General features: G+C 72.5%; 24 protein-coding genes. 9 read left to right on the top strand and 15 right to left on the bottom strand.

Features of this window, described 5'->3' with window-relative positions; translation table 11 throughout:
- Positions 1–129: 129 nt before the first annotated feature.
- Both ACFYW8_RS35150 and ACFYW8_RS35145 read right to left on the bottom strand, forming a co-directional pair.
- Complete coding sequence (locus tag ACFYW8_RS35150) at positions 130–1,767, bottom strand: cation acetate symporter (protein ID WP_389087816.1); 1,638 nt, start codon at positions 1,765–1,767, stop codon at positions 130–132.
- Positions 1,764–2,120 carry a DUF485 domain-containing protein gene (locus ACFYW8_RS35145; protein ID WP_389087811.1) on the bottom strand — a complete coding sequence of 119 codons (357 nt, stop codon included), beginning with the start codon at positions 2,118–2,120 and terminating at the stop codon, positions 1,764–1,766. The genes ACFYW8_RS35150 and ACFYW8_RS35145 overlap by 4 nt, the downstream gene beginning before the upstream one ends.
- A 375-nt stretch (positions 2,121–2,495) precedes the next feature.
- Here ACFYW8_RS35145 and ACFYW8_RS35140 point away from each other — a divergent pair, with 375 nt between their 5' ends.
- Together ACFYW8_RS35140 and ACFYW8_RS35135 are read left to right on the top strand one after the other, a co-directional pair.
- Entirely contained in the window at positions 2,496–4,022 is a 1,527-nt protein-coding gene (locus ACFYW8_RS35140; protein ID WP_389087806.1) for a S8 family serine peptidase, read from the top strand.
- Positions 4,023–4,128: 106 nt separating this feature from the next.
- The gene (locus tag ACFYW8_RS35135; RefSeq protein ID WP_389087801.1) at positions 4,129–5,523 is read left to right on the top strand and encodes a CoA transferase; all 1,395 of its coding nucleotides are present in this window, start codon (positions 4,129–4,131) and stop codon (positions 5,521–5,523) included.
- Between the two features lie 78 nt (positions 5,524–5,601).
- On the opposite strand, the gene ACFYW8_RS35130 is transcribed toward ACFYW8_RS35135, so the two are convergent.
- The 8 genes from ACFYW8_RS35130 to ACFYW8_RS35095 form a co-directional block, all read right to left on the bottom strand.
- Entirely contained in the window at positions 5,602–6,648 is a 1,047-nt protein-coding gene (locus ACFYW8_RS35130) for a zinc-dependent alcohol dehydrogenase family protein (RefSeq protein WP_389087796.1), read from the bottom strand.
- Positions 6,649–6,688: 40 nt separating this feature from the next.
- The gene (locus ACFYW8_RS35125; protein ID WP_389087791.1) at positions 6,689–7,360 is read right to left on the bottom strand and encodes a lysoplasmalogenase; all 672 of its coding nucleotides are present in this window, start codon (positions 7,358–7,360) and stop codon (positions 6,689–6,691) included.
- Positions 7,357–8,232 (bottom strand): sterol desaturase family protein, encoded by an 876-nt coding sequence (locus ACFYW8_RS35120; protein WP_389087786.1) that lies wholly within the window; start codon positions 8,230–8,232, stop codon positions 7,357–7,359. Before ACFYW8_RS35120 ends, ACFYW8_RS35125 begins: the two co-directional genes overlap by 4 nt.
- 140 nt (positions 8,233–8,372) lie before the next feature.
- Complete coding sequence (locus ACFYW8_RS35115) at positions 8,373–9,083, bottom strand: VIT family protein (protein ID WP_389087780.1); 711 nt, start codon at positions 9,081–9,083, stop codon at positions 8,373–8,375.
- 97 nt (positions 9,084–9,180) lie between these two features.
- Positions 9,181–10,458, bottom strand: a complete 1,278-nt coding sequence (locus ACFYW8_RS35110) for an amidohydrolase family protein (protein WP_389087775.1) — start codon at positions 10,456–10,458, stop codon at positions 9,181–9,183.
- Complete coding sequence (locus tag ACFYW8_RS35105) at positions 10,455–11,738, bottom strand: amidohydrolase family protein (RefSeq protein ID WP_389087770.1); 1,284 nt, start codon at positions 11,736–11,738, stop codon at positions 10,455–10,457. Before ACFYW8_RS35105 ends, ACFYW8_RS35110 begins: the two co-directional genes overlap by 4 nt.
- A 9-nt stretch (positions 11,739–11,747) precedes the next feature.
- Positions 11,748–12,632, bottom strand: coding sequence for an SDR family NAD(P)-dependent oxidoreductase (locus ACFYW8_RS35100; protein ID WP_389087764.1), 885 nt, complete (start codon positions 12,630–12,632; stop codon positions 11,748–11,750).
- Entirely contained in the window at positions 12,632–13,429 is a 798-nt protein-coding gene (locus ACFYW8_RS35095) for an acetoacetate decarboxylase family protein (RefSeq protein WP_365877586.1), read from the bottom strand. Before ACFYW8_RS35095 ends, ACFYW8_RS35100 begins: the two co-directional genes overlap by 1 nt.
- A gap of 439 nt (positions 13,430–13,868) precedes the next feature.
- Here ACFYW8_RS35095 and ACFYW8_RS35090 point away from each other — a divergent pair, with 439 nt between their 5' ends.
- From ACFYW8_RS35090 to ACFYW8_RS35065, 6 genes are all read left to right on the top strand, one after another.
- Positions 13,869–14,972: a hypothetical protein gene (locus ACFYW8_RS35090; protein WP_389087756.1), complete on the top strand. Its 1,104-nt coding sequence runs from the start codon at positions 13,869–13,871 to the stop codon at positions 14,970–14,972.
- A 2-nt stretch (positions 14,973–14,974) separates the two neighbouring features.
- A complete protein-coding gene (locus ACFYW8_RS35085; protein WP_389087751.1) occupies positions 14,975–15,979 on the top strand; it encodes a DEDDh family exonuclease in 1,005 nt (334 codons plus the stop codon).
- A 78-nt stretch (positions 15,980–16,057) separates the two neighbouring features.
- The gene (locus ACFYW8_RS35080; RefSeq protein ID WP_365877592.1) at positions 16,058–16,291 is read left to right on the top strand and encodes a hypothetical protein; all 234 of its coding nucleotides are present in this window, start codon (positions 16,058–16,060) and stop codon (positions 16,289–16,291) included.
- 89 nt (positions 16,292–16,380) lie between these two features.
- On the top strand, positions 16,381–17,172 hold the full coding sequence (locus ACFYW8_RS35075; RefSeq protein ID WP_365877746.1) for an SURF1 family protein: 792 nt from the start codon (positions 16,381–16,383) through the stop codon (positions 17,170–17,172).
- 102 nt (positions 17,173–17,274) lie between these two features.
- Positions 17,275–19,089, top strand: coding sequence for a glycoside hydrolase family 15 protein (locus ACFYW8_RS35070; RefSeq protein ID WP_389087743.1), 1,815 nt, complete (start codon positions 17,275–17,277; stop codon positions 19,087–19,089).
- A 14-nt stretch (positions 19,090–19,103) separates the two neighbouring features.
- Positions 19,104–19,859 (top strand): SDR family oxidoreductase, encoded by a 756-nt coding sequence (locus ACFYW8_RS35065; protein WP_389087739.1) that lies wholly within the window; start codon positions 19,104–19,106, stop codon positions 19,857–19,859.
- 125 nt (positions 19,860–19,984) lie between these two features.
- Here ACFYW8_RS35065 and amaP read toward each other — a convergent pair whose 3' ends face one another.
- From amaP to ACFYW8_RS35040, 5 genes are all read right to left on the bottom strand, one after another.
- Positions 19,985–20,563, bottom strand: a complete 579-nt coding sequence (amaP, locus tag ACFYW8_RS35060) for an alkaline shock response membrane anchor protein AmaP (protein WP_365877598.1) — start codon at positions 20,561–20,563, stop codon at positions 19,985–19,987.
- Between the two features lie 5 nt (positions 20,564–20,568).
- Positions 20,569–21,264 (bottom strand): DUF6286 domain-containing protein, encoded by a 696-nt coding sequence (locus ACFYW8_RS35055; protein ID WP_389087731.1) that lies wholly within the window; start codon positions 21,262–21,264, stop codon positions 20,569–20,571.
- Positions 21,261–21,680, bottom strand: coding sequence for an Asp23/Gls24 family envelope stress response protein (locus ACFYW8_RS35050; RefSeq protein WP_389087726.1), 420 nt, complete (start codon positions 21,678–21,680; stop codon positions 21,261–21,263). Before ACFYW8_RS35050 ends, ACFYW8_RS35055 begins: the two co-directional genes overlap by 4 nt.
- A 3-nt stretch (positions 21,681–21,683) precedes the next feature.
- Entirely contained in the window at positions 21,684–21,869 is a 186-nt protein-coding gene (locus ACFYW8_RS35045; RefSeq protein ID WP_261703263.1) for a hypothetical protein, read from the bottom strand.
- 84 nt (positions 21,870–21,953) lie between these two features.
- Positions 21,954–22,436 (bottom strand): Asp23/Gls24 family envelope stress response protein, encoded by a 483-nt coding sequence (locus ACFYW8_RS35040; RefSeq protein WP_389087717.1) that lies wholly within the window; start codon positions 22,434–22,436, stop codon positions 21,954–21,956.
- Positions 22,437–22,523: 87 nt separating this feature from the next.
- Here ACFYW8_RS35040 and ACFYW8_RS35035 point away from each other — a divergent pair, with 87 nt between their 5' ends.
- A complete protein-coding gene (locus ACFYW8_RS35035) occupies positions 22,524–23,441 on the top strand; it encodes a nucleopolyhedrovirus P10 family protein (RefSeq protein WP_389087712.1) in 918 nt (305 codons plus the stop codon).
- Positions 23,442–23,483: the final 42 nt, after the last annotated feature.

The following is a 23,483-nucleotide window of genomic DNA, read 5'->3' as shown; positions in this document are numbered from 1 at the left end:
GTGACGGGACGGACAAGAACAGGGGCCCGATCCCACGAGACGCGGCGCGGGCCCGTCGTAGGGATCTACCAGTGGTGATCACCGGTAGCCCTGCGGCGGGCCCGCGGCGTGCCGTGTCCGGGCCGGTCCCTAGTGCGCTCCGGTGCCCGTCAGGGAGCGGACCTCCAGTTCGGCGTACTTGCCGGCGTCCGGCTCCTCCTTGGACAGGACGGTCCCCAGCCAGCCCAGCAGGAAGCCGACCGGGATGGAGATGAGGCCCGGGTTCTCCAGCGGGAACCAGTGGAAGTCGACGTCGGGGAACATCGAGGCCGGCTTGCCCGAGACCACCGGGGAGAACAGCACCAGGCCGACCGCGGTGACCAGACCGCCGTAGATCGACCAGAGCGCGCCCGGGGTGGTGAACCTCTTCCAGAACAGGCTGTAGAGGATGGTCGGCAGGTTGGCGGAGGCGGCGACCGCGAAGGCGAGCGCGACCAGACCGGCGACGTTGAGGTCACGGGAGAGGGCGCCCAGCAGGATGGACACGGCACCGATTCCGATCGTCGCGTACCGGGCGGCCGCCATCTCCTGTTTCTCCGACGCCTGCCCCTTCTTGATCACGTTCGCGTAGATGTCGTGCGCGAAGGAGGAGGACGAGGCGAGCGTCAGTCCCGCGACGACCGCGAGGATCGTGGCGAAGGCGACTGCGGAGATCGTGGCGAGCAGGATCGCGCCCCAGGTGGAGTCGACGCCGCCGAGGTGCAGGGCGAGCAGGGGTGCCGCCGTGTTGCCCGCCTTGTTCGAGGCGATGATCTCGTCCGGTTTGATCAGCGCGGCGGCGCCGAAGCCGAGGGCGAGGGTCATCAGGTAGAAGGTGCCGATGAGGCCGATCGCCCAGTTGACGGACTTCCGCGCGGTCCTGGCGGTGGGCACGGTGTAGAACCGGATCAGGATGTGCGGCAGGCCCGCGGTGCCGAGGACCAGCGCCATGCCGAGGGAGATGAAGTCCAGTTTGGTGGTGGACGTGGCGCCGTACTTGAGGCCGGGTTCCAGGAAGGGGGAGCCCTTCCCGCTGTTCTCCGCCGCCTTGCCGAGCAGGTCGGAGATGTTGAAGTGGAACTTGAGCAGCACCAGGAAGGTGAGCAGCAGGGCGCCGACGATCAGCAGGACCGCCTTGACCATCTGCACCCAGGTGGTGCCCTTCATGCCGCCGATGGTGACGTACACGATCATCAGGACGCCGACGAGCGCGACGATGCCGATCTTGCCGCCGTCGCTGGTGATGCCGAGGAGCAGCGAGACGAGGACGCCCGCGCCCGCCATCTGGGCCAGCAGGTAGAAGATCGACACGACGATGGTGGAGGTGCCCGCGGCGGTACGGACCGGTCGCTGGCGCATGCGGTACGCGAGGACGTCGCCCATCGTGTACCGGCCGGAGTTGCGCAGCGGTTCGGCGACGAGGAGCAGGGCCACCAGCCAGGCGACCAGGAAGCCGATGGAGTAGAGGAAGCCGTCGTAGCCGAAGAGGGCGATCGCGCCGGCGATGCCGAGGAAGGACGCGGCGGACATGTAGTCGCCGGAGACGGCGAGCCCGTTCTGGAAGCCGGTGAACTGGCGGCCGCCCGCGTAGAAGTCGGCGGCGTCCTTGGTCTGGCGGCCGGCCCAGACGGTGATGACGAGGGTCGCGGCGACGAACACGGCGAACAGGGTGATGATCAGCGGCCGGTGCTGGCTCGCCTCGCCCGCGGCCAGCAGCGTGGTGTGCGCGGTCGTCCGTACGGGGCTCATGCGCCGCCCTCCATCCGGGACTTGATGGCGTCGGCCTTGGGGTCGAGCTGGGTGGCCGCGTGCCGCGAGTACCACCAGGCGATGAGGAACGTGGTGAGGAACTGCGCGAGACCGAGCACCAGGGCGACGTTGATGTTGCCGAACAGCTTGGTGCCCATGAAGCCGTCCGCGTAGTTCGAGAGCAGCACGTACAGCAGGTACCAGAGGATGAATCCGACGGTCAGCGGAAAGGCGAAGGAGCGTTGGGAGCTGCGGAGTTCACCGAATTCGGCGCTCTCCTGCATCTCGACGAACGCCTCGGTGGACGGGAGCGGGGCTCCGGTTTTCGCGGGTGGTGGTGCGTCGGTGGCCACGGTGTCTCCTCGCGTTGCGGGTGCGGTTGCGACGGTGGACGGGGGCAGGTCTGGGTCGGCGGACGGGGACTGTTCGGGTACGGGCATGGGACTTCGACCTCGCAGCGGCGCGCGTCACGTGACGGATTGCGACGATGCCCATCCGTTCCGTGATCCAAACGGGGGGCTCGATCGTCCACGGGCTCCCTGCCCAAGGTCACGGCGCCACGCGTGGACCGGTTCAACTCCCCCGACTTCTTTCGGAAGTCGTCGCCGCAAGTCATTGCTGGCCCGGTCGGCGGGAGGATAGCTTCAGCCTGCAACATTCCGTCATGTACCTGCCCGAGCACCATCTGTGTTCGGGCAGCTCCGTTTTCCGGATGATGTGGAGATCCCATGGCTCATCTGCGTTCCAGACGCCGTCTTGCCCTCGCCGTGCCGGTCGTTCTGTCGCTCACCGCATCGCTCGGCTTCCTGCCGGGCGCCGCGTCGGCCACACCTCTGACCGCGCCCGCCGCCACGACCGCGGACGGGCCGAACCTCGCGTACGTGGTCAATACGACGACGGACCACCGCACGATCGAGTCGGTGAAGAAGGCGATCGGCGCGGCCGGCGGCAGCGTCGTCATCGCGTACGAGCAGATCGGCGTGATCGTCGTCCACTCCGCGAACCCGGACTTCGGGCGGCAGATCCGGACGGTACGCGGGGTGCAGTCGGCGGGTGCCACGCGCACCTCCGCGCTGACCGCGGCGGGGACGACGGACGAGGGCGCGGCGCAGGTGCTGTCGGCCGCCGAGGCCGCCAAGGTCGCGAAGACCGCCGGTGCGGGCGAGGAACCCCTGGAGGCCGACCAGTGGGATCTGCGCGCGATAGGCGCCGACAAGGCGGCCGCGATCGACCCGGGCAGCAAGAAGGTGACCGTCGCCGTGATCGACGTCGGCGTCGACGACACCCACCCGGACATCGCGCCGAACTTCTCCCCCTCGCAGTCCGCGAACTGTGTGGGCGGCAAGCCGGACACGACGTACGGCGCCTGGCGGCCGGTGGACGCCGACCACTACCACGGCACGCATGTCGCTGGTGAGATCGCGGCGGCCCGCAACGGCATCGGCGTAGCGGGGGTCGCGCCCGGCGTGAAGGTCTCGGGCATCACCGTGGCCGAGCCCGACTCCACGCAGCTGTTCTACCCGGAGAGCGTCGTGTGCGCCTTCGTGTTCGCCGCCGACCACGGCGTCGAGATCACCAACAACAGCTACTACGTGGACCCGTGGCTGTACAACTGCGTCGACGACCCCGACCAGAAGGCCATCGTAGACGCGGTCAACCGGGCCCAGCTGTACGCACAGCGGAAGGGCACGCTGAACGTCGCGGCGGCGGGCAACTCCAACGACGACCTCGACTCGAACGCGCTGACCGACGCGTCCAGCCCCGACGACTCGACCGCCACGACGCGCACGGTCGACCCGCACAAGTGCTTTGACGTCCCCACCCAGTTGCCCGGTGTCGTCACGGTCGCCTCGACCGGCGTCAAGGGCGCCAAGTCCTACTTCTCCAGCTACGGCGACGGCGTCATCGACGTCGCGGCGCCCGGCGGCGACCGGTACCAGATCCCGGACACCCCGTCGCAGAACGGCCGCATCCTCTCGACGCTGCCGAACAACACGTACGGCTGGCTCCAGGGCACCTCGATGGCGACGCCGCACGTCGCAGGCGTGGCCGCGCTGCTGAAGTCCAAGTACCCCTGGGCGACGCCGGCTCAGCTCCAGATCCTCCTCAAGGCCCAGGCGGACAACCCGGGTTGCCCGACCGCCCCCTACGACGGGAACGGCGACGGCGTCGTCGACGCGACCTGCGTGGGCGGCAAGCGAGCGAACGGCTTCTACGGGTTCGGGATCGTCAACGCCCTGCGGGCGGTCAAGTAGCGCCTGCCGAAAGCCCCGTGGCCCCGGTCGTCCTGTGCGGCGACCGGGGCCACGCCGTCGGCGGCCGCCTTCCGTGTTGATCGCGTCCACGCGGCATAGTGTCGGTATGACGCACTCACCTATGGCCGTTGCATGGCAGCAGCTGGGCGGCGACCCGGCACTGCTCCCCGGGGTTTCGACCGTGGGGAGCGCGGGCGTGCTGGAAGCCCGCCTGCCCGTCCGTGACTTGGCGCGCGCCTGCGTGGGCGTCTGTGCGCTGGCGGCCGCCGAGCTGGGGGCCCGGCGGGCCGGGCTCGCGCGGGTGCCGCGGGTGTGCGTGGACGACGGCGCCGTCGCCACGGCCTTCGTCAGCGAACGGCATCTGCGGATCGACGGGCGCGCACCGGTCGGCTTCGCGCCGCTGTCCCGGTTCTGGCGGACCGCGGACGGCTGGGTGCGGACGCACGCGAACTATCCGCATCACCGGGCGAGGCTGTTGGACGCGCTGGGGCTGGGCGCGGACGCGTCCGTGGAGACGGTCGCCGCCTGCCTCGCCGAACGGTCCGCCGAGAACGTGGAGGACACCGTGTACGCGGCCGGCGGCCTCGCCGTCGCCCTGCGTACGGCCGAGCAGTGGGCGGAGCACGAGCAGGGGGCGGCCGTCGCGCGCCGGCCTCTGCTCACCCGGGAGCCCGTCGCCGAACTGGACGGGTCCGCGCGACGCGCGTGGTCGCAGCTCTCCGGTGATCCGCTGCGGCCCGCGGCCGGCGTGCGCGTCCTGGACCTCACCCGGGTCATCGCGGGCCCGGTCGCGACCCGCACCCTCGCCCTGCTGGGCGCGGACGTCCTGCGCGTGGACACACCGCGGCTGCCCGAGGACCCCGACGCGCACGCCGACACGGGCCTCGGGAAGCGTTCCACGAAGCTCGACCTGGGCGTGCGCGCGGACCGCGGCACCTTCGAGGAACTGCTCGCCGGGGCCGACGTCCTGGTCACCGGGTACCGGCCCGGCGCCCTCGACCGCTTCGCGCTCACGCCGGAGGCACTGGCCGTGCGCCGGCCCGGCCTGGTCGTGGCCCAGTTGTCGGCGTGGGGTGGGTACGGGCCGTGGTCCGGGCGGCGGGGCTTCGACAGCCTGGTGCAGGTCGCCACCGGGATCGCGGCGATCGAGGGGGCGGCGGAGCGGCCGGGTGCCCTGCCCGCGCAGGCCCTCGACCACGGCACGGGGTATCTGCTGGCCGCCGCGGTGCTCCGGTCGCTCACCGAGCAGACCCGGCAGGGCGGGACGCGGCTCGTCCGGCTGGCACTGGCGCAGACGGCCGCGTGGCTGGTGGACGGGTTGGCGCGCCGGGACGAGGAGCCCGCCGACGCCTCGTACGAACCGGCCGCCTGGCTCGCCGAGACCGACAGCGACCTGGGCCGGCTCCGGTATGCCAGGTCGCCCGTGTCCTTCGCCGGTGGTCCCGCCGACTGGGCACGGCCGCCGGGACCTTGGGGTACGGATCCGGCCGAGTGGACGTGACCGACGGGTCGACCGGAAACGTACCTACGGAGGGACCGCCGAACCACCGCTCGTGAGCGGCACCCCGTCGAATCCTCGTCAGCCGTTGGTGACGAGGACCTTCAGCGCGGTCCGCTCGTCCATCGCCTTGTAGCCCTCGGGCACGCTCTCCAGGCCGATGGTCATGTCGAAGACCGGCGACGGGTCGATGGTGCCGTCGAGGACGTCGGGCAGCAGCTCGGGGATGTAGGCGCGGACCGGGGCGACGCCGCCGCGCAGGGCGATGTTCCGGTCGAACATGACGCCCAGGTCGAGGCCCGTACCGCTGCCGTGGGGCACTCCGACGAAGCCGATGGCGCCGCCGTCGCGGGTGATGTTCACTGCCGTGCTCATGGACTGCTCGGTGCCGACGGCCTCGACGACGCAGTGCGCGCCCTGGCCCCCGGTCAGCTCGCGCACGGCCTCGACGGCCGCTTCGCCGCGCTCGGCGACGACGTCCGTGGCACCGAAGCGGCGCGCGATGTCGGTGCGCGCCTGGTGACGGCCGAGCGCGATGATCCGCTCCGCGCCGAGCCGCTGGGCGGCGAGGACGGCGCACAGTCCGACGGCCCCGTCCCCGACGACGGCGACGGTCGAACCCTTGCGGACGCCGGCGCCGAGGGCCGCGTGATGGCCGGTGCCGAGGACGTCGGAGAGCGTCAGCAGGGCGGACAGCAGGTGGTCGTCGGAGGCCGCCTCCTTGGGCAGCTGTACGAGGGTGCCGTCGGCGAAGGGAACGCGGACTGCCTCGCCCTGGCCGCCGTCATAGCCGACCGCGCCCCAGAAGCCGCCGTGCCGGCACGAGGTGGTGAGTCCGTCGCGGCAGTAGTCGCACACGCCGTCGGACCACATGAAGGGCGCCACGACCAGGTCGCCGCGCCGGACGCCCGTCACGGCGGAGCCCGTCTCCTCGACGACGCCGAGGAACTCGTGCCCGATCCGCTGGCCCGGCTGCCGGGCAGCCTCACCGCGGTACGCCCACAGGTCGCTGCCGCAGATGCAGGAGCGAAGCACCCGCACGATCGCGTCGGTGGGCAGTTGCACCATGGGCTCGGGCACGTCCTCCACGCGCATGTCGAACGGGGCGTGGATGGTGGTGGCGCGCATGGCGAGGATCCCTCTCGTGCGGGGCGTGGGTGAGATGCGCTCAGGGGGTGGTTGAGCGCATCTCACCGTACGCCGCCGCGGGCGCGCGTCGCGCGGCGAGGGGGCTCAGCACGCCTCGGACCAGCAGGAACTGGGCCACGACGTACGTGAGCATGATCCAGAAGGCGGCCCGCGGCAGCTGCGGCCAGTCGGCCACGCCGGTGGCGATGAGCGTGTCCGAGAGCATGAAGAGGGCGCCGCCGAGCGCCGCGACGGGCCCGAGCCGCGTGGCCCCGTACGCCATCGCGGTCAGCAGCAGGCTGTATCCCGCGACGGGGACACGCAGGCCTCCCGGCAGACCGGGCCACAGGAGGACGACGAGCACGACGAGCACGGCGGCGTACACGCCGGCAAGCAGTGCGCCGCGCACGCGTGCCGTTCTGCGGAAGAGCACGAGGTAGCACACGTGCCCCGCCGCGAAGGAGGCCATGCCGGCGAGGAAGGCGGGGCCGGCGTCGGACATGAGCGCCAGGTCGCCGCACCAGCCCAGGAGCAGGGCCGCGACGAGGAGCCGGGGTCCGCCGCGTACCGCCGCGTACACGGCGAGCAGCGGCATCAGGAGCGGCTTGGCGATCAGGTGTCCGGGGTCGGATCCGGCGAGCAGCGAGAGGAGGTCCACGGCTGTCACCAGCGCGAAGCAGACGAGCAGGAAGCGCGCGGGGCGCGGCCTCACGCGACGGGCTCCGTGACCGGGCTCTGCCCGGCGGCGGCCGGGGGCGCGGGCTGCCAGCCGGGGCCGCCGAGGAGCCGCCCGGCGCGCTCGCGCCAGTTCGCCGCAGCCCGTACGTCCCTGGCGATGGCGGTGTACTCGTGGGTGGCCACGCGCAGCGGGTTGTAGGTGGAGATGTTCTTGGTGAGCCCGTAGACGGGCCGTTCGGTCTCCGCGACCCAGGATCCGAAGAGCCGGTCCCAGACGATGAGGATGCCGCCGAAGTTGCGGTCCAGGTAGCCGCCCTGGGAGGCGTGGTGGACGCGGTGGTGGGAGGGCGTGTTGAAGGCGGACTCGAACCATCGGGGCATCTTGTCGATGCGCTCGGTATGGATCCAGAACTGGTAGACGAGGCTCACCGACGAGCAGAAGGCGAGCGCGGCCGGGTGCACGCCGAGGGCGATCATCGGGAGGTAGAAGGGCCACGACGTGAGGCCGGTCCAGGGCTGCCGCAGCGCGGTGGTGAGGTTGAACTTCCTGCTGGAGTGGTGCACGACGTGACAGGCCCACAGGACGCGGATCACATGGTGGCCACGGTGGGACCAGTAGTAGAAGAAGTCCTGCGCGAGCAGCATCGGCGGGATCGTCCACCACAGGACCGGTACCCGCAGCGGGGTCAACGCGTAGACCGCCGTGTAGACCGCGACGATCGGGGTCTTCCACAGGAAGTCGAAGAACAGGCTGCCGAGCCCCATGCCGAGACTGGTCGCGGCGTCCTTCTTCTCGTATCCCGCGGCGTCGTCGTCCGGATGGATCCGGACGCTCACCATCTCGATCACCGCGAGCAGGACGAAGGCGGGTATCGACAGGAGCACGACATCGGGCAGGTTCGGCATGGGTGAACCGTAGATGCGCTGGTCGGCTGCGTACAGAGGCTGTTACCGATAAGTATTACCGCCGGTACGCGCTTACTTCTTGGTGATCTCCGCCAAGACCGTTTCCCGCACTGGGCCGGACGGCCACACCGTCGGTACGTTCATACGCCCGCCGCTCCGAGCAGGGCCCCGGCCGCGTACGTCACCGCCATGGCGATCGCTCCCCCGGCCGTGTTCCGCAGTACCGCGCGCCCTGGGTCCGCCGAGCCCAGCCGTGCGCTGCTCCAGCCGGTGAAAGTGAGCGCGACCAGCACGGAGACCACGGTGACGCCGAGCCGCCAGGCCGCCGGCGGCAGCACGATCGCCAGCAGCGGCAGCAGGGCTCCGGCGGTGAACGCGAGGAAGCTCGCCCATGCCGCGTGCCACGGGTTGGTCAGATCATCGGGGTCGATGCCGAGCTCCTCGGACGCGTGGGCCCGCAGGGCGTCCCGCTCGGTGAGCTGTCCGGCAGCCTCGCGGGCCACCTCCCTCGACAGGCCGCGCTGCTCCAGGAGTTCTGTCAGCTCCTCCAGTTCGGCCTCCGGCTGTTCCTTGAGCTCCCGCTTCTCCATGGCCAGGGCCGCCAGTTCCGAGTCCCGCTGGGTGGAGACGGAGACGTACTCGCCCGCCGCCATGGACATCGACCCGGCGAGCAGCCCCGCGAGGCCCGCTGTGAACAGCGCCGCGCGGTCGCTCGTCGCGCCGGCCACGCCGACGACGAGGCCCGCCGTGGAGACGATGCCGTCGTTGGCGCCCAGGACGGCGGCCCGCAGCCAGTTCAGCCGCGAGCCGAGGGTTCCGCCGTGGGCCTCGTCGTGCGTCGGTTCCGTCACACGGCGAGCATCGCACCCCGGGGGCCGGGGCGTGCCGTACCGACCCGGTGGTGCCCCGGTCCGTACGGGCCGGGGAGCCGCGGGGTGACGGCGGCGCTCACCACACGCGCACCGAGCCTCCTCTCGCGAAGACCGGGCTCGTCGCGTCGGCGGGCGGAGTGCCGAGCGGTTCGGCGATCTCGGCCACCGTGGGGCCGACCTTCGCGGCGATCTCGTCGAGATACGCCAGGTCGAAGCCGTAGACGCGGGCCGCGTTGCCGCCGACCATGGCGGCGATCTCGGCCCGGGGCAGGCCCGCGTAGGCGATGCGCAGGCCCTCGCGGGTGTAGGGATGGGTGCCTTCGTCATGCGGGTAGTCGCTGCCCCACATGATCTTGTCGAGGCCGATGCGGTCGCGCAGCGGCACCTCGTGGGGACGCATGAAACTGGCCCCGACGAAGCAGTTGTCGCGCCAGACCTCGGAGGGGCGCTCGCCCATCGTCGCGGCCAGCCCCGCGCCGAACTTCGACTCGGCCGTCGACGCCTTCGACGCCTTCGGCGCGGTCGACGCCTTGCCGGCCGCCGCGACCAGCCGCCCGTGGTAGTAGTCCAGCATGTCGAGCACCCCGGGTATCCAGCCGGAGCCCTGCTCGGTCAGCACCAGTCTCAGGCCGGGGTTCCGGCGGAACGCGCCGCCGAACACCAGGTGCCACAGCGCCCGGTGCGAGAACCAGGTCGTCTCCACCATGTAGACCGCGCGGGCCGCCGGTTCGTCCCCGAGCGGCGGCGAGGCGGAGCCCGCGTGGTGGTTCACCGGGACGCCCAGTTCGGCGCAGGCCGCCCAGATCGGGTCGTACGCCGACGAGTACAGCTCGGGCAGGCCCGAGCCGGGGGGTGTGCCGGGCAGCAGCAGACCGCCCCTGAGGCCCGCGCCCGCTGCCCGGCACACCTCCTCGACCGCCGCGTCGACGTCGTTCAGGAGGATCTGGAAGACGCCCGCGCGCCGTCCGGGCGCCGCCGCGCAGAAGTCGGCGAGCCAGCGGTTGTGGGCCCGCAGACCGGCCCACCGCATCTCGAACTCCCCTGCCGTCGGGGCCGGTGCCATCAGGGAGGCCGACGGGAAGAACGGCGGGATGGTGTTCGGGAAGACCACCTCCGCGACGATGCCGTCCTCCTCCAGCTCCGCGACGCGCCGCCCGGAGTTCCAGTTCCGGTCGGCGGTGTCGGCGAGCAGGTCCGCGTACGGGTTGACGTAGCCGGCCGCCCATGCGTCGAAGTCCTCGTGGTACCGGCGCTCCAAGTACGGCTTGTAGTCGAGGAGATCGGCGCCCGCGTGGCAGTCGGCGGAGATGACGGTGTAGCGGTCCTCGGCACCGGCACGGTCCCCGGCGGTCATGGGTTCACCCCCAGTACGGGGAAGTCGTGGTCCGTCAGCCAGTGTCGGCCCACCTCGCGCGAGCGCGCCCAGGACGCCTCGACCGCCGACTGGTCCTCCGGCTGGCCCAGTTCGGCCGGGGTGGGGCCGATCCGCCGGGCGAGCGGGGCCAGTCGACCGATGTCGAAGCCGAACACCTCGGCCGCCGCGAGGCCGAGCATGCGGCGGGTCTCCGTCACCGGGATGTCGTGGAAGGTCTTCGCCAGCCACGTCCGGGTGTCGGGCCAGGTGCCCTCGGGGTGCGGGAAGTCGCTGCCCCAGAGGATGTTGTCGACGCCGATCTCGTAGCGCTGGGCGAGTTCGCGGCGCTTGGTGTTGGTCGCGCAGATGAAGACCTGCCGGTCCAGGTATTCGTGCGGGGGCCGTTTCAGTTCGGCGAAGGGCGACAGCTTCTTGCCGCCGTGCGCGCCGAGATAGAGACGGTCCATGAACCACAGCAGGTTGGGCAGCCACCAGCAGCCCGACTCCGCGACGCCGAACCGGAGTCCGGGGTGCCGCTCGAAGACACCCGACCAGAGCAGGAACCAGAGCGGGCGCGCGGGCCACCAGGTGACTTCGGAGACGTAGATCCCGAGGTGGTCGCCGTACTCGTGGCGCGGTGCCGCGCCGGAGTGGGTGAGCACGGGCATCGCGCACTCGGCGGCCGCCGCCCACACGGGGTCGTAACGGCGGTCGTGGTAGGGCTCCTTGTCGACCCACATGGAGGGGATCATCAGGGCCCCGAGGCCCGACTCCTTGGCGCGGTACACCTCGGCGACGACCCGCCCGGTCTCACCGGTGACCGGCAACAGGGCGACCCCGCAGTGCCGTTCGGGGTGCTCGGAGACGAAGTCGGCGAGCCAGCGGTTGTGGGCCCGCGCGCCCGCCATGCCGAGTTCCGGGTCCTGGTCGCCGGAGAGGCCGAGGCCGACGCCGAAGGGCGCCGCGGTCCGGCTGTCCACTGCGTCCGCGTCGGGGAAGACGACCTCGGCCGCGACCCCGTCGCCGTCCAGCTCCTTGAGGCGCTGCGCGGTTTCCCAACCGCCGCGCAGGCCCTCCTCGTTGTCGTGGAACCACTTGTCCGCGAACGCCTCGTTGCGGACGCCCAGACGCGTCATCTCCTCGCGGCGCCGGTCACGGCCCGCGAGGAACTCGTCGAAGTCCCGGTGGAAACGGGGGTCCAGATAGGGCCGGTACTCCTCGGTGGGGAGTCCGGCGTGGCAGTCGGAGGAGATGATCAGATACGGGTCCTGTTCGGTCACCGCGCCCCCTCAGTCGAGGATGAAACTTTCCAGGTACGACGGATCGGCCCTGTCGAGCATCGACTGCGACCGGGCCCGGATCTGCCGGTCGCTGTGCTCGCTCTCGGGCAGCAGCCAGAAGCGGTCCGCGCGGATGCCCTCGGCGACCAGGTCGGCGACCTGTTCGACGGGGGTGAACCGCACGTCGTGGCCCGCCTCCTTCATCGCGGCCTCCCACTGTCCGAGGCTGCGGTACGGAGTCCTGCGGGGCCGCTCCTTCGCGTACCGCTCGGGCCGGTTGCGGTGCGACTCCCACAGGCCCGTGCGGAGCATGTGGGGTCCCGGGAACAGTACGGAGGCGCCCACGCGCGCGTGCTCCGCCTTCAGATGCGCGTACAGCGACTCGGTCATCGTCACCACGGCCGCCTTGGTGACGGCGTACACGGAGGCGGTGGGCAGCGGGGCGATCCCGCCGTCGCCGGACGACGTGTTGACGACGTGGCCCGGTTCGCCCGCGGCGATCATCCGGGGCACGAAGGCCTGGATGCCGTGGAAGACGCCCCACACGTTGACGGCGAAGGCCCACTTCCAGTCGTTCGGGTCGTGCTCCCACATCCGGCCCTCGGCGCCGGAGCCGACACCGGCGTTGTTGCACAGGACGTGCACCGCGCCGTACGTGCCGTACACGTCCTCGGCGAGCGCGACGACCTCGGAGCGCTCCCCGACGTCCACCACGCGCGCGAGGACGTCGGCGCCGTCCTCGCGCAGCTCCCCTGCGGCCTTCTCCAGAGCACCCTCCTCGACGTCGGCGAGGACCACCTTGAGACCGTCCGCCGCGAACCGCCGCGCCATCGCGAGCCCGATGCCGCTCGCCGCCCCGGTGACGACGGCGACCTGCCCCGCGCGCAGTTCCATCAGAGGCTCCCCTCGGGCGGACCGTCGAGGATCTGCCGCGGATCGTCGTAGCGCTGGTGGATGTAGGGCAACAGGGCCCGGCCGCTGACGCGTTCGGCGACCCGGCCCGTCTGGTCGCTGGTCTTCTCGCCGATGGTGATCCCCACCAGCCGGCGCACGGGCAGATCGGCGACCGGGTCGTACATCGACTCGCGCAGGACGACGTCCCCGGTGACCCGCTCCAGCTTGCGGACCTTCTCGTTGCGCACGCAGTGCACGAGGACCGGGTCGGCGTCGAAGCCCGAACCGTCCACCGCGGGAAGGAACTTGAAGTAGAAGTCGGTCTTCCGCGCCGGTTCCGGCAGCGGCAGGGACCCGCTCACCGCGCCGCGTACCTCGACGAAGGCGATGCCGTGGCGGGCGAGCACGCCGCGCACGACGAGTCCGTCGCGCTCGACCGTCACCTCGCCGAGCTTCTTGGGCTCCCCGAAGACCTCGCGGCCGCCGATCAGCGCCCTCTCGTGGGTCATCGGCATGACCAGCGGATACCAGCCCTCGACGTCCTGGTGCGCGGCGGCGACGGCGAACGAGCCCGCGCCCAGCGGATATCCGGGCAGATCGACCTTGCTGATGTTCACCCGCACCAGAGGCCGGGCGGTGGGCTTCAGCGGGGGCGGCAGGACCGCCGCGACCGCGTCGGGGTCGCTCTCCCAGACGGCCACCACACCGGTGGACCAGATGTCGGGGAGCTTGGAACTCGCGGTGCGCGCGGCGGCGATCTCCGCCTCGGTCCGTGCGCCGTACCTCACTCGTGCCATGTCCGTACCGCCCTTCGTAGGCGCTACCTGCTGGGGCGCGCAGCACGCTTGCACCGCACGGGCGAAAGGTCCATAGCCATGCGCCGGCCGGACGCCCGGACCCGGCGACGGGACCGTCTGCACCCTGCCACCGCCGGATCGACCGCGCCGACCGTTCCTGAAGCCCTCCGCACCCCGGATCCGGCACGAACTGCCCGTCGAATCACTGAAGTTGCCGGCACTAGGACCGGCCAGCACTCGGCACCGGCCGGCGGGCGGCACCGGCGGACGGGCGGCACCGGCCGACGGGCGGGCGGACTGGGTGCGGGCGCCGCTCAAGCTGCCGGCCCGGCGGGCACCGCCGCCTCCGCAGGACCGGGACGATGTGAAGCTCCTGCTGGCGCCCGCCACCCCGGACTGACTGCCGGCGGACATCCCGGTCCGCGAGACGAAGGCCCTGGTGCTCGGGAGTCTCCCGCTGGACCGGCGCACGCGCGCGGCCGTGCGCCCCCTGCTCGCCGCGCACCCCACCACGGCGACCGACGTGCTGCGACCGCGTGAGCTGGAGGAACTGCCCGACGGGTTCGCCTGCACCCTGCGGCGGGTCCTGCCCCAGGCCGGTCCCGGCCCCCTTCTCGCGGCGCTCGGACGGCTGCGCGTCCGTCATCTCCCCGGCGAGCGGCGGGTGTTCTTCCCACGCGGCCGGGTCACCCGCCCCTCCACCCTCGACGACACCCGGGGCGCCCCGCCGGCCGAGGCGGTCACCGACGGCGTCCGCGCGCTCCTGGGGGCGGAGGCCGTGCGCCGGGTGTCGTCCGCCCCGCGCTTCGACCTCGCCGCCCTCGACACGGGTCTCGCGGGCCCGGCGATCCCGTCCGTCGAGCGCGCGCCCGCGAAGGTGCTGGTCCCGGTGCCGCGCGGCAGCAGCCGGCCGCTCCCCGAGGGGGAGGTCCTGCGCCTGTTCCCGCGCTCGACACAGCCCGCCAAGGTCCGCGTCGAGCTCGGCCTCTCCGTCGCGCCGTACGACGAGGGCCGGACGTTCGTGGGCGTGTGCGACTGCACGCGGCGGCCCGCACGGACGAGGTCGCGGTGGTCCGGCCGGCGAAGTCAGGCGAAGTCAGGCGACGGACTGTGGCACTACGTGCGCGGGGAGGAAGACGGACGTGGCCTTCGCCGCCCGGGTACGCGCTGCGGACCCTCCGGAGCGGCGGCGGCCGGCCGAGGACCCGGACGGACTCGCCGCCGAGGCGGCGCGAAGAGGTACGTGCCGCTCGCCCTGGTGCACGGTGTCGCCCCGCAGGGCGCGAGCGGATCCGTGTACCGGCTGCCGCCCGGCCCGGTCGACGGCTGCGGGCTGACCGCCCTGACGGCCGGCGGGGACCTGGTGAGGGCGCCGGGCCGAGCGCGTCGACGCCGGGCAGCCCTGGGCCGACCACGTCAACGCCGGGCCCGCCGCACCCGGTCGCGGGGTCCGTGCCGGGGTGGCCCGGTGACGGGTTCCCGGGGGCGCCGGATCGGGGAAGCCGCGGGCCGGAGTGTCAGTCGGGGCCCGTATCCTCATTGACCATGCTCGAAGACCTCACGACCGCAGCGTCCCCAGCCTCCTGGCCGGCCGCGTATCCGCAGGGATACGCGGTCGTTGACGTGGAGACCACCGGACTGGCCCGCGACGACCGGATAATCTCCGCCGCCGTCTACCGGCTGGACGCGCGCGGCGAGGTCGAGGACCACTGGTACACGATGGTCAATCCGGAGCGGGACCCGGGCCCGGTGTGGATCCACGGTCTGACGAGCGACATGCTCGAAGGCGCACCGCTCTTCCAGGACGTCGCCGAGGAGTTCGCCGCCCGGCTCGACGGCCGGGTGCTGGTCGCGCACAACGCGGTCTTCGACTGGTCGATGATCGCGCGGGAGTACGCGCGCGCGGAGCGCGAGGCGCCGGTGCGCCAGCGCCTGTGCACGATCGCGCTCTCCAAGGAACTGGGCCTGCCGCTGCCCAACCACAAGCTGGAGTCGCTGGCCGCGCACTTCGGGGTCGTGCAGCAGCGGGCGCACCACGCGCTGGACGACGCGCGCGTACTGGCCGAGGCGTTCCGGCCGAGCCTGCGGGCCGCCGCGCGCGACGGGGTGCGCCTGCCGCTCCTGGAGTGCCTGCCGCTCAAGGAGTGGTCGGACAGTGCCGCGGCGCCGCGGATCGGACGGCAGTCCGGGAGCGGGGGCTACGGGTCCGGCGGTTACCCGTCCGGGAGTTGGCGCCCCTCCCGCAAGCGCCCCGCATGCCCCCATCCGAACCCCGGCCGTTACGAGTCGGACAAACCGCTCAAGCAGGGCATGCGGGTCGCGTTCTCCGGGGACACGTCCGTCGACCGCGAACTGCTGGAGGACCGGGCGGTGGAGGCCGGGCTGCATGTCGCGACGAGCCTGTCCCGGCTCACCAGCCTGCTGGTGACGAACGACCCGGATTCCAGCACGTCGAAAGTGGTCAAAGCGAGACAGTTCGGGACACCGGTGATCGACGAGGCGGCGTTCGGACAACTGCTGCGCGACGTCGAACCCGCGTCGGAAGGGTGACCGACGTACGGGTGATTGACGGGCGACTCGCCCCGCATCCGCTCGCCCGCACCGCCCCGGCACCCCACCCTGTGGCCCATGGCGAGATGCGAAGTATGCGGCAATGACTACGGAATGACCTTCGAGGTGCACGCGCAGGGCGCGGTGCACGTCTTCGACTGCTTCTCCTGCGCGATCCACCGGATGGCCCCGATCTGCGAGCACTGTCGCGTCCAGGTCATCGGCCAGGGCGTGGAGGTCGAGGGCCACTGGTACTGCGGCGCGCACTGCGCCCGCGCGGAGGGCAGGGCGGGGATCGTCGACAAGGTGTGAGTCCCGGCCCGGCCCCTGACAGGGCAGCGCACGGCCCTCGGCGGGACCCTCCCGCCGAGGGCCGAATCATGCCGAGTACCGTCAATGGGGTGTACCGCTTCCTGTTGACCCGCCAGTGGGTGATCCTCACCCTCGTGGCCCTCGCGCTCATCCCGACGATGATCAAGCTGGGCTTCTGGCAGCTCCACCGGCATGAGCACAAGGTCGCCCTGAACACGGTGATCTCCGACTCGCTCACCGCGAAGCCGGTGCCCGCGGAGACGGTCACCGCGCCGGGACAGGAGATCCGGAACGGCGACCTGTTCCGCCGGGTGACCGCGAAGGGGCACTTCGACACCGCGCGCGAAGAGGTCGTCCGCCGCCGCACCAACGCCGACGGCGAGGTCGGCTACCACGTCCTGACCCCGTTCGTCCTGGCCGACGGCCGTGTCCTCCTGGTCAACAGGGGCTGGGTCCCGGCGGACGGCGCGCAGACCGCATTCCCGAAGATCCCGGCCCCCGCCCGCGGCGAGATCACCGTCACCGGGCGGCTGATGGCCGACCAGACGACCGCCGACAGCGGCATCAGGAACGTCCGGGGCCTGCCCGCCCGTCAGGTCATGCTGATCAGCAGCGGGCAGGAGTCACGGCGGCTCGGCAGGCAGGTCCTCGGCGGCTACATCGAGCAGACCGCGCCGGAGCCCAGGGGCGGCTCCCCCGAGCTGATCCCGGACCCCGAGCACAGCGACATCGGCCCGCACATGGCGTACGCGATCCAGTGGTGGCTCTTCTCCGCGGGCGTCCCCGTCGGCTTCGTGGTCCTGGTCCGCCGCGAGCGCCGCGACCGGGCGGAGGCAGCCGCCGCGCAGGCCGCGCCGGAGGCGGAACCGGCGACCGTGTAGCGCCCGGGACGCACCCCGGACCGCCATCCTGGATGCGCCCGGAGCGCTCACGCCACTCCGGCGGCCCGATTGACCGTCACCCCGTTCGGGAACCGGTCCTCCGTGCACCGACGCATCGAGGACTACGCGCTCATCGGGGACGAACAGACCGCCGCCCTGGTGGGCCGCGACGGCTCCGTCGACTGGCTGTGCCTGCCGCGCTTCGACTCCGCGGCCTGCTTCGCGGCCCTGCTGGGCGACGAGGACAACGGTCACTGGCGGATCGCGCCCGAGGGGGCGGAGGCATGCACACGGCGCGCGTACCGCCCGGACACACTGGTGCTCGACACCGAGTGGGACACCGCCGGGGGCTCGGTCCGGGTGACCGACCTGATGCCGCAGCGCGAGCACGCCCCCGATGTCGTACGCATCATCGAAGGTCTCAGCGGCACGGTCCGGATGCGCAGTCTGCTCCGGCTTCGGTTCGACTACGGCTCGGTCGTGCCCTGGATGCGCCGCGCGGACGGCCACCGGGTGGCGGTCGCGGGGCCGGACTCGGTGTGGCTGCGCAGCGAGCCGCCCGTGCACACCTGGGGCAAGGACTTCCGCACGCACTCGGAGTTCACCGTGGCGGCGGGCGAGAAGGTGGCCTTCGTCCTGACCTGGCACCCCTCGCACCGGCCCCGGCCGCCCCTGTGCGATCCCTTCGAGGCGCTGGAGACCAGCGTCCAGGACTGGCGGGCGTGGGCGGCGCACTGCCGTTACGACGGGCCGCACCGGGACGCCGTCGTACGCTCCCTGATCACGCTCAAGGCCCTCACCTACGCCCCGACCGGCGGCATCGTGGCCGCCCCCACCACCTCGCTGCCCGAGGAACTCGGCGGCGTCCGCAACTGGGACTACCGCTACTGCTGGCTGCGCGACTCCACGCTCACCCTCGGCGCGCTCCTCGCGGCCGGTTACCACGAGGAGGCCGAGGCGTGGCGCGACTGGCTGCTGCGCGCGGTCGCGGGCGACCCGTCGGACCTCCAGATCATGTACGGCCTCTCCGGAGAGCGCAGACTGCCGGAGTACGAGATTCCGTGGCTGTCCGGCTTCGCCGGCTCCGCGCCCGTCCGGGTCGGCAACAGCGCCGTGGAGCAGTTGCAGCTCGACGTGTACGGCGAGGTCATCGACTCGCTGTCGCTCGCCCGGCGTTCGGGCCTGCCGTCACGGCCCCACATGTGGCGGGTGCAGTGCGCCATGATGGAGTTCCTGCGGGTCGCCTGGCGGCAGCCGGACGAGGGGATCTGGGAGGTGCGCGGGCCTCGCCGGCACTTCGTGCACTCGAAGGTGATGGCCTGGGTGGCCGCCGACCGCGCGGTGCGCACCATGGAGGACGACCCGACGCTCGACGGCGATCTGGAGGGCTGGCGGGAGATGCGCGACGCCGTGCACCGGGAGGTGCTCGAACACGGCTTCGACCCCGGCCGGAACACCTTCACGCAGTCGTACGGTTCACCCGACCTGGACGCCTCCCTTCTGCTCATCCCCCGGGTCGGTTTCCTGCCCCCCGACGATCCCCGGGTGGTCGGCACGGTCGACGCGGTCCGCGCCGAACTCGCCCCCGACGACTTCCTGGTGCGCCGCTACAGCGCGGCGACGACCGGAGTCGACGGACTCCCGGGCGGCGAGGGCGCGTTCGTCGTCTGCTCGTTCTGGCTCGCGGACGCGCTGCATCTGACGGGCCGTACGCGGGAGGCGCGCGAGCTGTTCGAACGGCTGGTCGGCCTCACCAACGACCTGGGACTGCTGTCCGAGGAGTACGACCCGGTCGCGGGCCGCCAGCTCGGCAACTTCCCGCAGGCCTTCAGCCACATCGGTCTGGTGGTGTCCGCCCTGAGCCTGTTCGGCGTCGAGAAGGCGGGGGAAACGGGAGGGGTCGCACCACCGGGATAGGGGAGGATGGAGTCATGGATCTTGGACTGAAGGATCGTGTGTACGTCGTCACGGGAGCCACCCGGGGCCTGGGCAACGCCGCCGCGCGTGAACTCGTCGCCGACGGCGCGAAGGTGGTCGTCACCGGGCGCGACGCGAAGAGCGCGGCCGACGCCGCCTCCGCGCTCGGCGCGAACGCGGTCGGGGTCGCGGCCGACAACGGCGCCGCCGAGACCCCGGCCCGGCTGATCGCGGCCGCCCGTGACCACTTCGGCGGCTTCGACGGCATCCTGATCAGTGTCGGCGGACCGCCGCCCGGGTTCGCCACGGACAACACCGACGAGCAGTGGATGGTCGCGTTCGAGTCGGTGTTCCTCGGTGCGGTGCGGCTGGCCCGCACGGCGGCCGCCGAGCTCGGCGACGGCGGTGTCGTCGGTTTCGTGCTCTCCGGCTCGGTGTACGAGCCGATCCCGGGGCTGACCATCTCCAACGGTCTGCGTCCGGGCCTCGCGGGCTTCGCCAAGTCCCTCGCGAACGAGGTGGGTCCGCGCGGCATCCGCGTCGTCGGACTGCTGCCGTCCCGCATCGACACCGACCGCGTCCGCGAACTGGACGGGCTGTCCGCCGATCCCGAGGCCACCCGCGCTGCCGGTGAGTCCCGAATCCCGCTGCGCCGCTACGGCACCCCGGAGGAGTTCGGCCGCACTGCCGCGTTCCTGCTCTCCCCCGCGGCGTCGTACCTCACCGGCATCATGGTGCCGGTGGACGGCGGGATGCGAAGCGGGTTCTAGACCCGGTTGCCGGGCCCGCCCCCGCAGACGGGCGAGCCCAGCGGGTCCGCAGCGAAGGCGGGCGGCCCACCGAGGCCGCCCACCCGAAACCCGCCGCCGTCACCGCCCGGCCGAGAGCGGGCCCCTCAGGTCACCCGCTCCGCGCGGTGCTTGACCCCGCGGAGGCGGACCTCGGCGGGGAGCGCGGCGAGGCCGGCCGAGTCACGTGCGTGCGCGAGTGCTTCCACGGTCAGCAGATGCAGCGCGTGCCCGGGGTCCACGTGGGGTTCCAGCAGGAGCCGCACGCGCGCCTCGGGCAGACTGCGCCGGCCGGTCAGGTGCACGTGCGCCTGGTCGACCCCGCCCAGCCGGGCCGATTCGCCGGCCAGCACGCCCTCCAGGGCCCGCCCGCGCAGCAGCGCGCCCGCTCCGTCGCCGGTGTCGACCAGCACGTCGGCGAGGCGCCGGCGCCGCACGACGGCGACCAGCCACCACAGGGCGAGCAGCAGGAGCACCGCGAGCGCGGCGATGACGGCGGGCCACCACCAGCCCTGGTCCCGCCACTTGGTCCGTTCGTCGGTGCTGAGCAGCACGTCGTGCCGCCCGTCGTGGATCCACCACGACGGCGGCCGTACGCCGAGCCCGACGGCGAGCACGGAGCCGCCGAGGACGAGCAGCACGAGCCCGACGAAACCGATCAGTACGCGGTTGACGATCCGGAGCACGGACCTCACCCCTTCCGTCCGGGACGCGCGACACGCACCGACAGGGCGGGCGAGCGGGCCAGTCCCAGCCCCTTCACGCCCTCGGTGAGCGTGGTGTCGAGGTCGGCGCGTACGTCGTCGAGCTCCCGGAAGTGGGACACGGCGCGGACGTCGACCTTGCGGCGCTTCACGCGCACCCGGACCGACTGCACACCGGCGACCTCCATGGCCCGGTCGCGCAGCGCCATCGCGGCGGCACCCCTGTGCAGTCCGGCCCGGACATCGGCGTGGGTGCGCCGCATCGGCAGCACGTCCCGCAGTCCGGGCGTGGCCGCGATGACGATCAGCCAGAGTCCCACCGCGGCGGCGAGCCCGGCGCCGACGAGGACCGCGGTGTCGTCGAGCGGCCGCTCGGCGAGCTGCTCGGCCAGCCAGGTGCGCCAGCGCAGGGCGGACCGCCCGGCGCGCACGGCCACGACGTCGTACAGGAAGGCTCCCGCGGCGACGAGGAGCACGAACGCGAGGATGCCCGCCGGGACGCGGCGCGCGGACCAGAACCGGCCCTGCCGGCCGTCCTCGTCGCCGAGGGTGTCCAGCGGTTCGTAGGCCGCCGCGGAGGCGGACTGTCCGAGCGCGCCCGCGTGGTCCCCCTTCTCCGGCTCCTCCGGCTTCTCCAGTACGGGCATCTTCCGGGTGTTCTCGGAGCCCTGGGGCTCGCTCATTGCGTCCTCCCCTGTGCCGTGCCGAGCCCGTGCGCCAGGTGCAGCCGCTCCACCTGGACGGCCACCTCCGGCACTTCCATTCCCGCCAACGCCCTTACCCGCTCGGTGACATGACGACGCACCTCGGCGCACTGGGCACCGATGTCGGTCGGATAACCGAGTTCGAGGCTGACCCGGACCTGGGCACTGTGCGTGGGTGTACCGTCCGCTCCGCCGCCGGCCGACTGCCGCCGCACGACGACCGTCGCGTGCGGGGGCACCGCGTCGGAGGGCAGCGGGGGCAGCGCCTCGCGCGCCGCCTGCGACGCGATCTTCGCGACGACCCGGTCGGCGATCCGGGTGGCGCCCCGCTCGGCGGCCGCGACCGTCGCGAGACCCGGCCGTCTCTCACCGAGCCGGTCGACATGACCTGGCACGCGTCACCGCCGCCGGTCGTCACGGGCGCGGAAGAAGTCGCCGATGTCCAGGTCCCCCTCCAGGAGCCGTCCGACGACGAACCCGACGGCCCCCAGGGCGGCCACCAGGAGGAAGGCGCCGAAACCGCCGAAGTACCCGGCGAAGGCCAGCGCCATTCCGGCGATCATGCCGATCACGGCCAAGCTCATGATGCGCTCCTCAGCAGTCGGTGGCCGCGTGATCACTCGTGGTGCGGTTGCCGGGGTTTCCAGGGCGTTCCGGTGGCCCGAGGGTCACTGGAGCCGGGTCTCCGGCTCCTCGTCTTCTTCCTCGGGAAGCTTCACATCACTCACCGCGATGTTGACTTCCACCACTTCGAGGCCTGTCATGCGCTCGACGGCCGCGACGACGTTCTCGCGCACGTCCCGCGCCACGTCGGCGATCGAGACGCCGTAGTCGACGACGATCTCCAGGTCGAGCGCCGTCTGCAGCTCGCCGACCTCGGCCTTCACACCCCGTGTCACGGATTTGGAACCGCCCGGCACCCGGTCGCGTACCGCTCCGAAGGTCCGGCTCAGCCCGCTGCCCATCGTGTGGACACCGACCACGTCGCGGGCGGCGAGCCCGGCGATCTTCTCCACGACTCCGTCGGCGATCGTGGTCCGACCCCGCGTGGCGGGATCCCCACCGCCGCGTTTGGTGGGCTTGCGGGTCTGCTGGCTCTCCTTCTCGACGTCGGGGCTGTCCGTCCGGTTCCGCTCGGTCATGTCGGTCATCGCCGTACGTCCCTTTCGGTCGTCCTCCTCTGCTCACAGTAGGTCGGGTCGCGCGATCGCGCGTCGTGGATGGGGCACGCTGGAGCAATGACGGCGGACCGGTGGACGCAAGTGGTACGGCATCAGCTCGGGCTCGGCAGGTTCCTGCCGCTGGGTCTCGCGCTGGACGGCACGTGGATCACGGAGGAGGCGGCCGCGTCGGTGCTGCGGCGTGAGACCGCGGTCGTGGCGGGGGTACGGCTCGGGTCGCTGCGGATCGCGTCGGCCGATCCGCAGGGGGCCGGCACTCCGTCCGTACCGCCGCCGCCCAGCGCCCTGCCGCCCGGTCCGCTGCGCGTCACCGCGGAGTTCGGGGCCTCGGCGGATCCCACGGCCCCGGGCACCGAACCCCTCCCTGCCGTCGCGGCCCGGCTGCGCCTGACCGTGGTGTCCGCAGCGACGCGGCTCCTGGGCCTCGACGTCAGCGAGGTGGACCTACGGGTGACGGATCTGCTGGAGGCGGACGCGGACGCGCCCCACCCGCCTGCCGGCGTACCTGGGACACCCACGGCGATCCCCGCGGACGCCGGTTCGCAACGCCCTGGAACCGGGCCGACGGACACCCCGCCGGCCGACACCCGGGCGGCCGACGGCCGGACGGACGGAACCGGGGCGGGCGGGGCCGTGGCGCCGGCAAGCGCGGAGGCGGTGGGCGGCAGGCGGTCGGCCGCCGTGCCGAAGGATCCCGAGGAGGCTCGGATCGCGGCGGCCGCGCTGGCGGTCCCGGGTGTCACCCGTCTGACGGACGTACTGGGCCGACCGGTCCACGTCGAGAGCACGCCCGCCACGGACCCGGCCCTGCCGCGCCGCCACATCCGGGTCGAGCTGGAGGTCTCCGGGGACGAGCGGGCGGCGGACGTGGCACGGGCGGCCAGAACCGCGATCACCGGGGCAGCCCGGGACACCCCGTCCGTGGCGGTACTGGTGACGGCGGTGACCCGGCGCGCCCATCCGGGGCCACACTGAACCGGGCGCCCGCCCACGACCGCCGTACGCCGGGAGCACCGG

Origin of the sequence: Streptomyces sp. NPDC002742 (assembly GCF_042888885.1) — a bacterium.
Lineage (GTDB): Bacteria > Actinomycetota > Actinomycetes > Streptomycetales > Streptomycetaceae > Streptomyces.
Note: the sequence above shows the minus strand (reverse complement) of the source record. Positions and strands in the feature narration are given on the sequence as shown.

Coding starts and splice junctions, on each gene's coding strand:
- ACFYW8_RS35150 (WP_389087816.1), bottom strand. CDS start 1,767: ATGAGCCCCGTACGGACGACCGCGCACACCACGCTGCTGGCCGCGGGC.
- ACFYW8_RS35140 (WP_389087806.1), top strand. CDS start 2,496: ATGGCTCATCTGCGTTCCAGACGCCGTCTTGCCCTCGCCGTGCCGGTC.
- ACFYW8_RS35135 (WP_389087801.1), top strand. CDS start 4,129: ATGACGCACTCACCTATGGCCGTTGCATGGCAGCAGCTGGGCGGCGAC.
- ACFYW8_RS35130 (WP_389087796.1), bottom strand. CDS start 6,648: ATGCGCGCCACCACCATCCACGCCCCGTTCGACATGCGCGTGGAGGAC.
- ACFYW8_RS35120 (WP_389087786.1), bottom strand. CDS start 8,232: ATGCCGAACCTGCCCGATGTCGTGCTCCTGTCGATACCCGCCTTCGTC.
- ACFYW8_RS35110 (WP_389087775.1), bottom strand. CDS start 10,458: ATGACCGCCGGGGACCGTGCCGGTGCCGAGGACCGCTACACCGTCATC.
- ACFYW8_RS35100 (WP_389087764.1), bottom strand. CDS start 12,632: ATGGAACTGCGCGCGGGGCAGGTCGCCGTCGTCACCGGGGCGGCGAGC.
- ACFYW8_RS35095 (WP_365877586.1), bottom strand. CDS start 13,429: ATGGCACGAGTGAGGTACGGCGCACGGACCGAGGCGGAGATCGCCGCC.
- ACFYW8_RS35085 (WP_389087751.1), top strand. CDS start 14,975: ATGCTCGAAGACCTCACGACCGCAGCGTCCCCAGCCTCCTGGCCGGCC.
- ACFYW8_RS35080 (WP_365877592.1), top strand. CDS start 16,058: ATGGCGAGATGCGAAGTATGCGGCAATGACTACGGAATGACCTTCGAG.
- ACFYW8_RS35065 (WP_389087739.1), top strand. CDS start 19,104: ATGGATCTTGGACTGAAGGATCGTGTGTACGTCGTCACGGGAGCCACC.
- ACFYW8_RS35055 (WP_389087731.1), bottom strand. CDS start 21,264: ATGAGCGAGCCCCAGGGCTCCGAGAACACCCGGAAGATGCCCGTACTG.
- ACFYW8_RS35045 (WP_261703263.1), bottom strand. CDS start 21,869: ATGAGCTTGGCCGTGATCGGCATGATCGCCGGAATGGCGCTGGCCTTC.
- ACFYW8_RS35040 (WP_389087717.1), bottom strand. CDS start 22,436: ATGACCGACATGACCGAGCGGAACCGGACGGACAGCCCCGACGTCGAG.
- ACFYW8_RS35035 (WP_389087712.1), top strand. CDS start 22,524: ATGACGGCGGACCGGTGGACGCAAGTGGTACGGCATCAGCTCGGGCTC.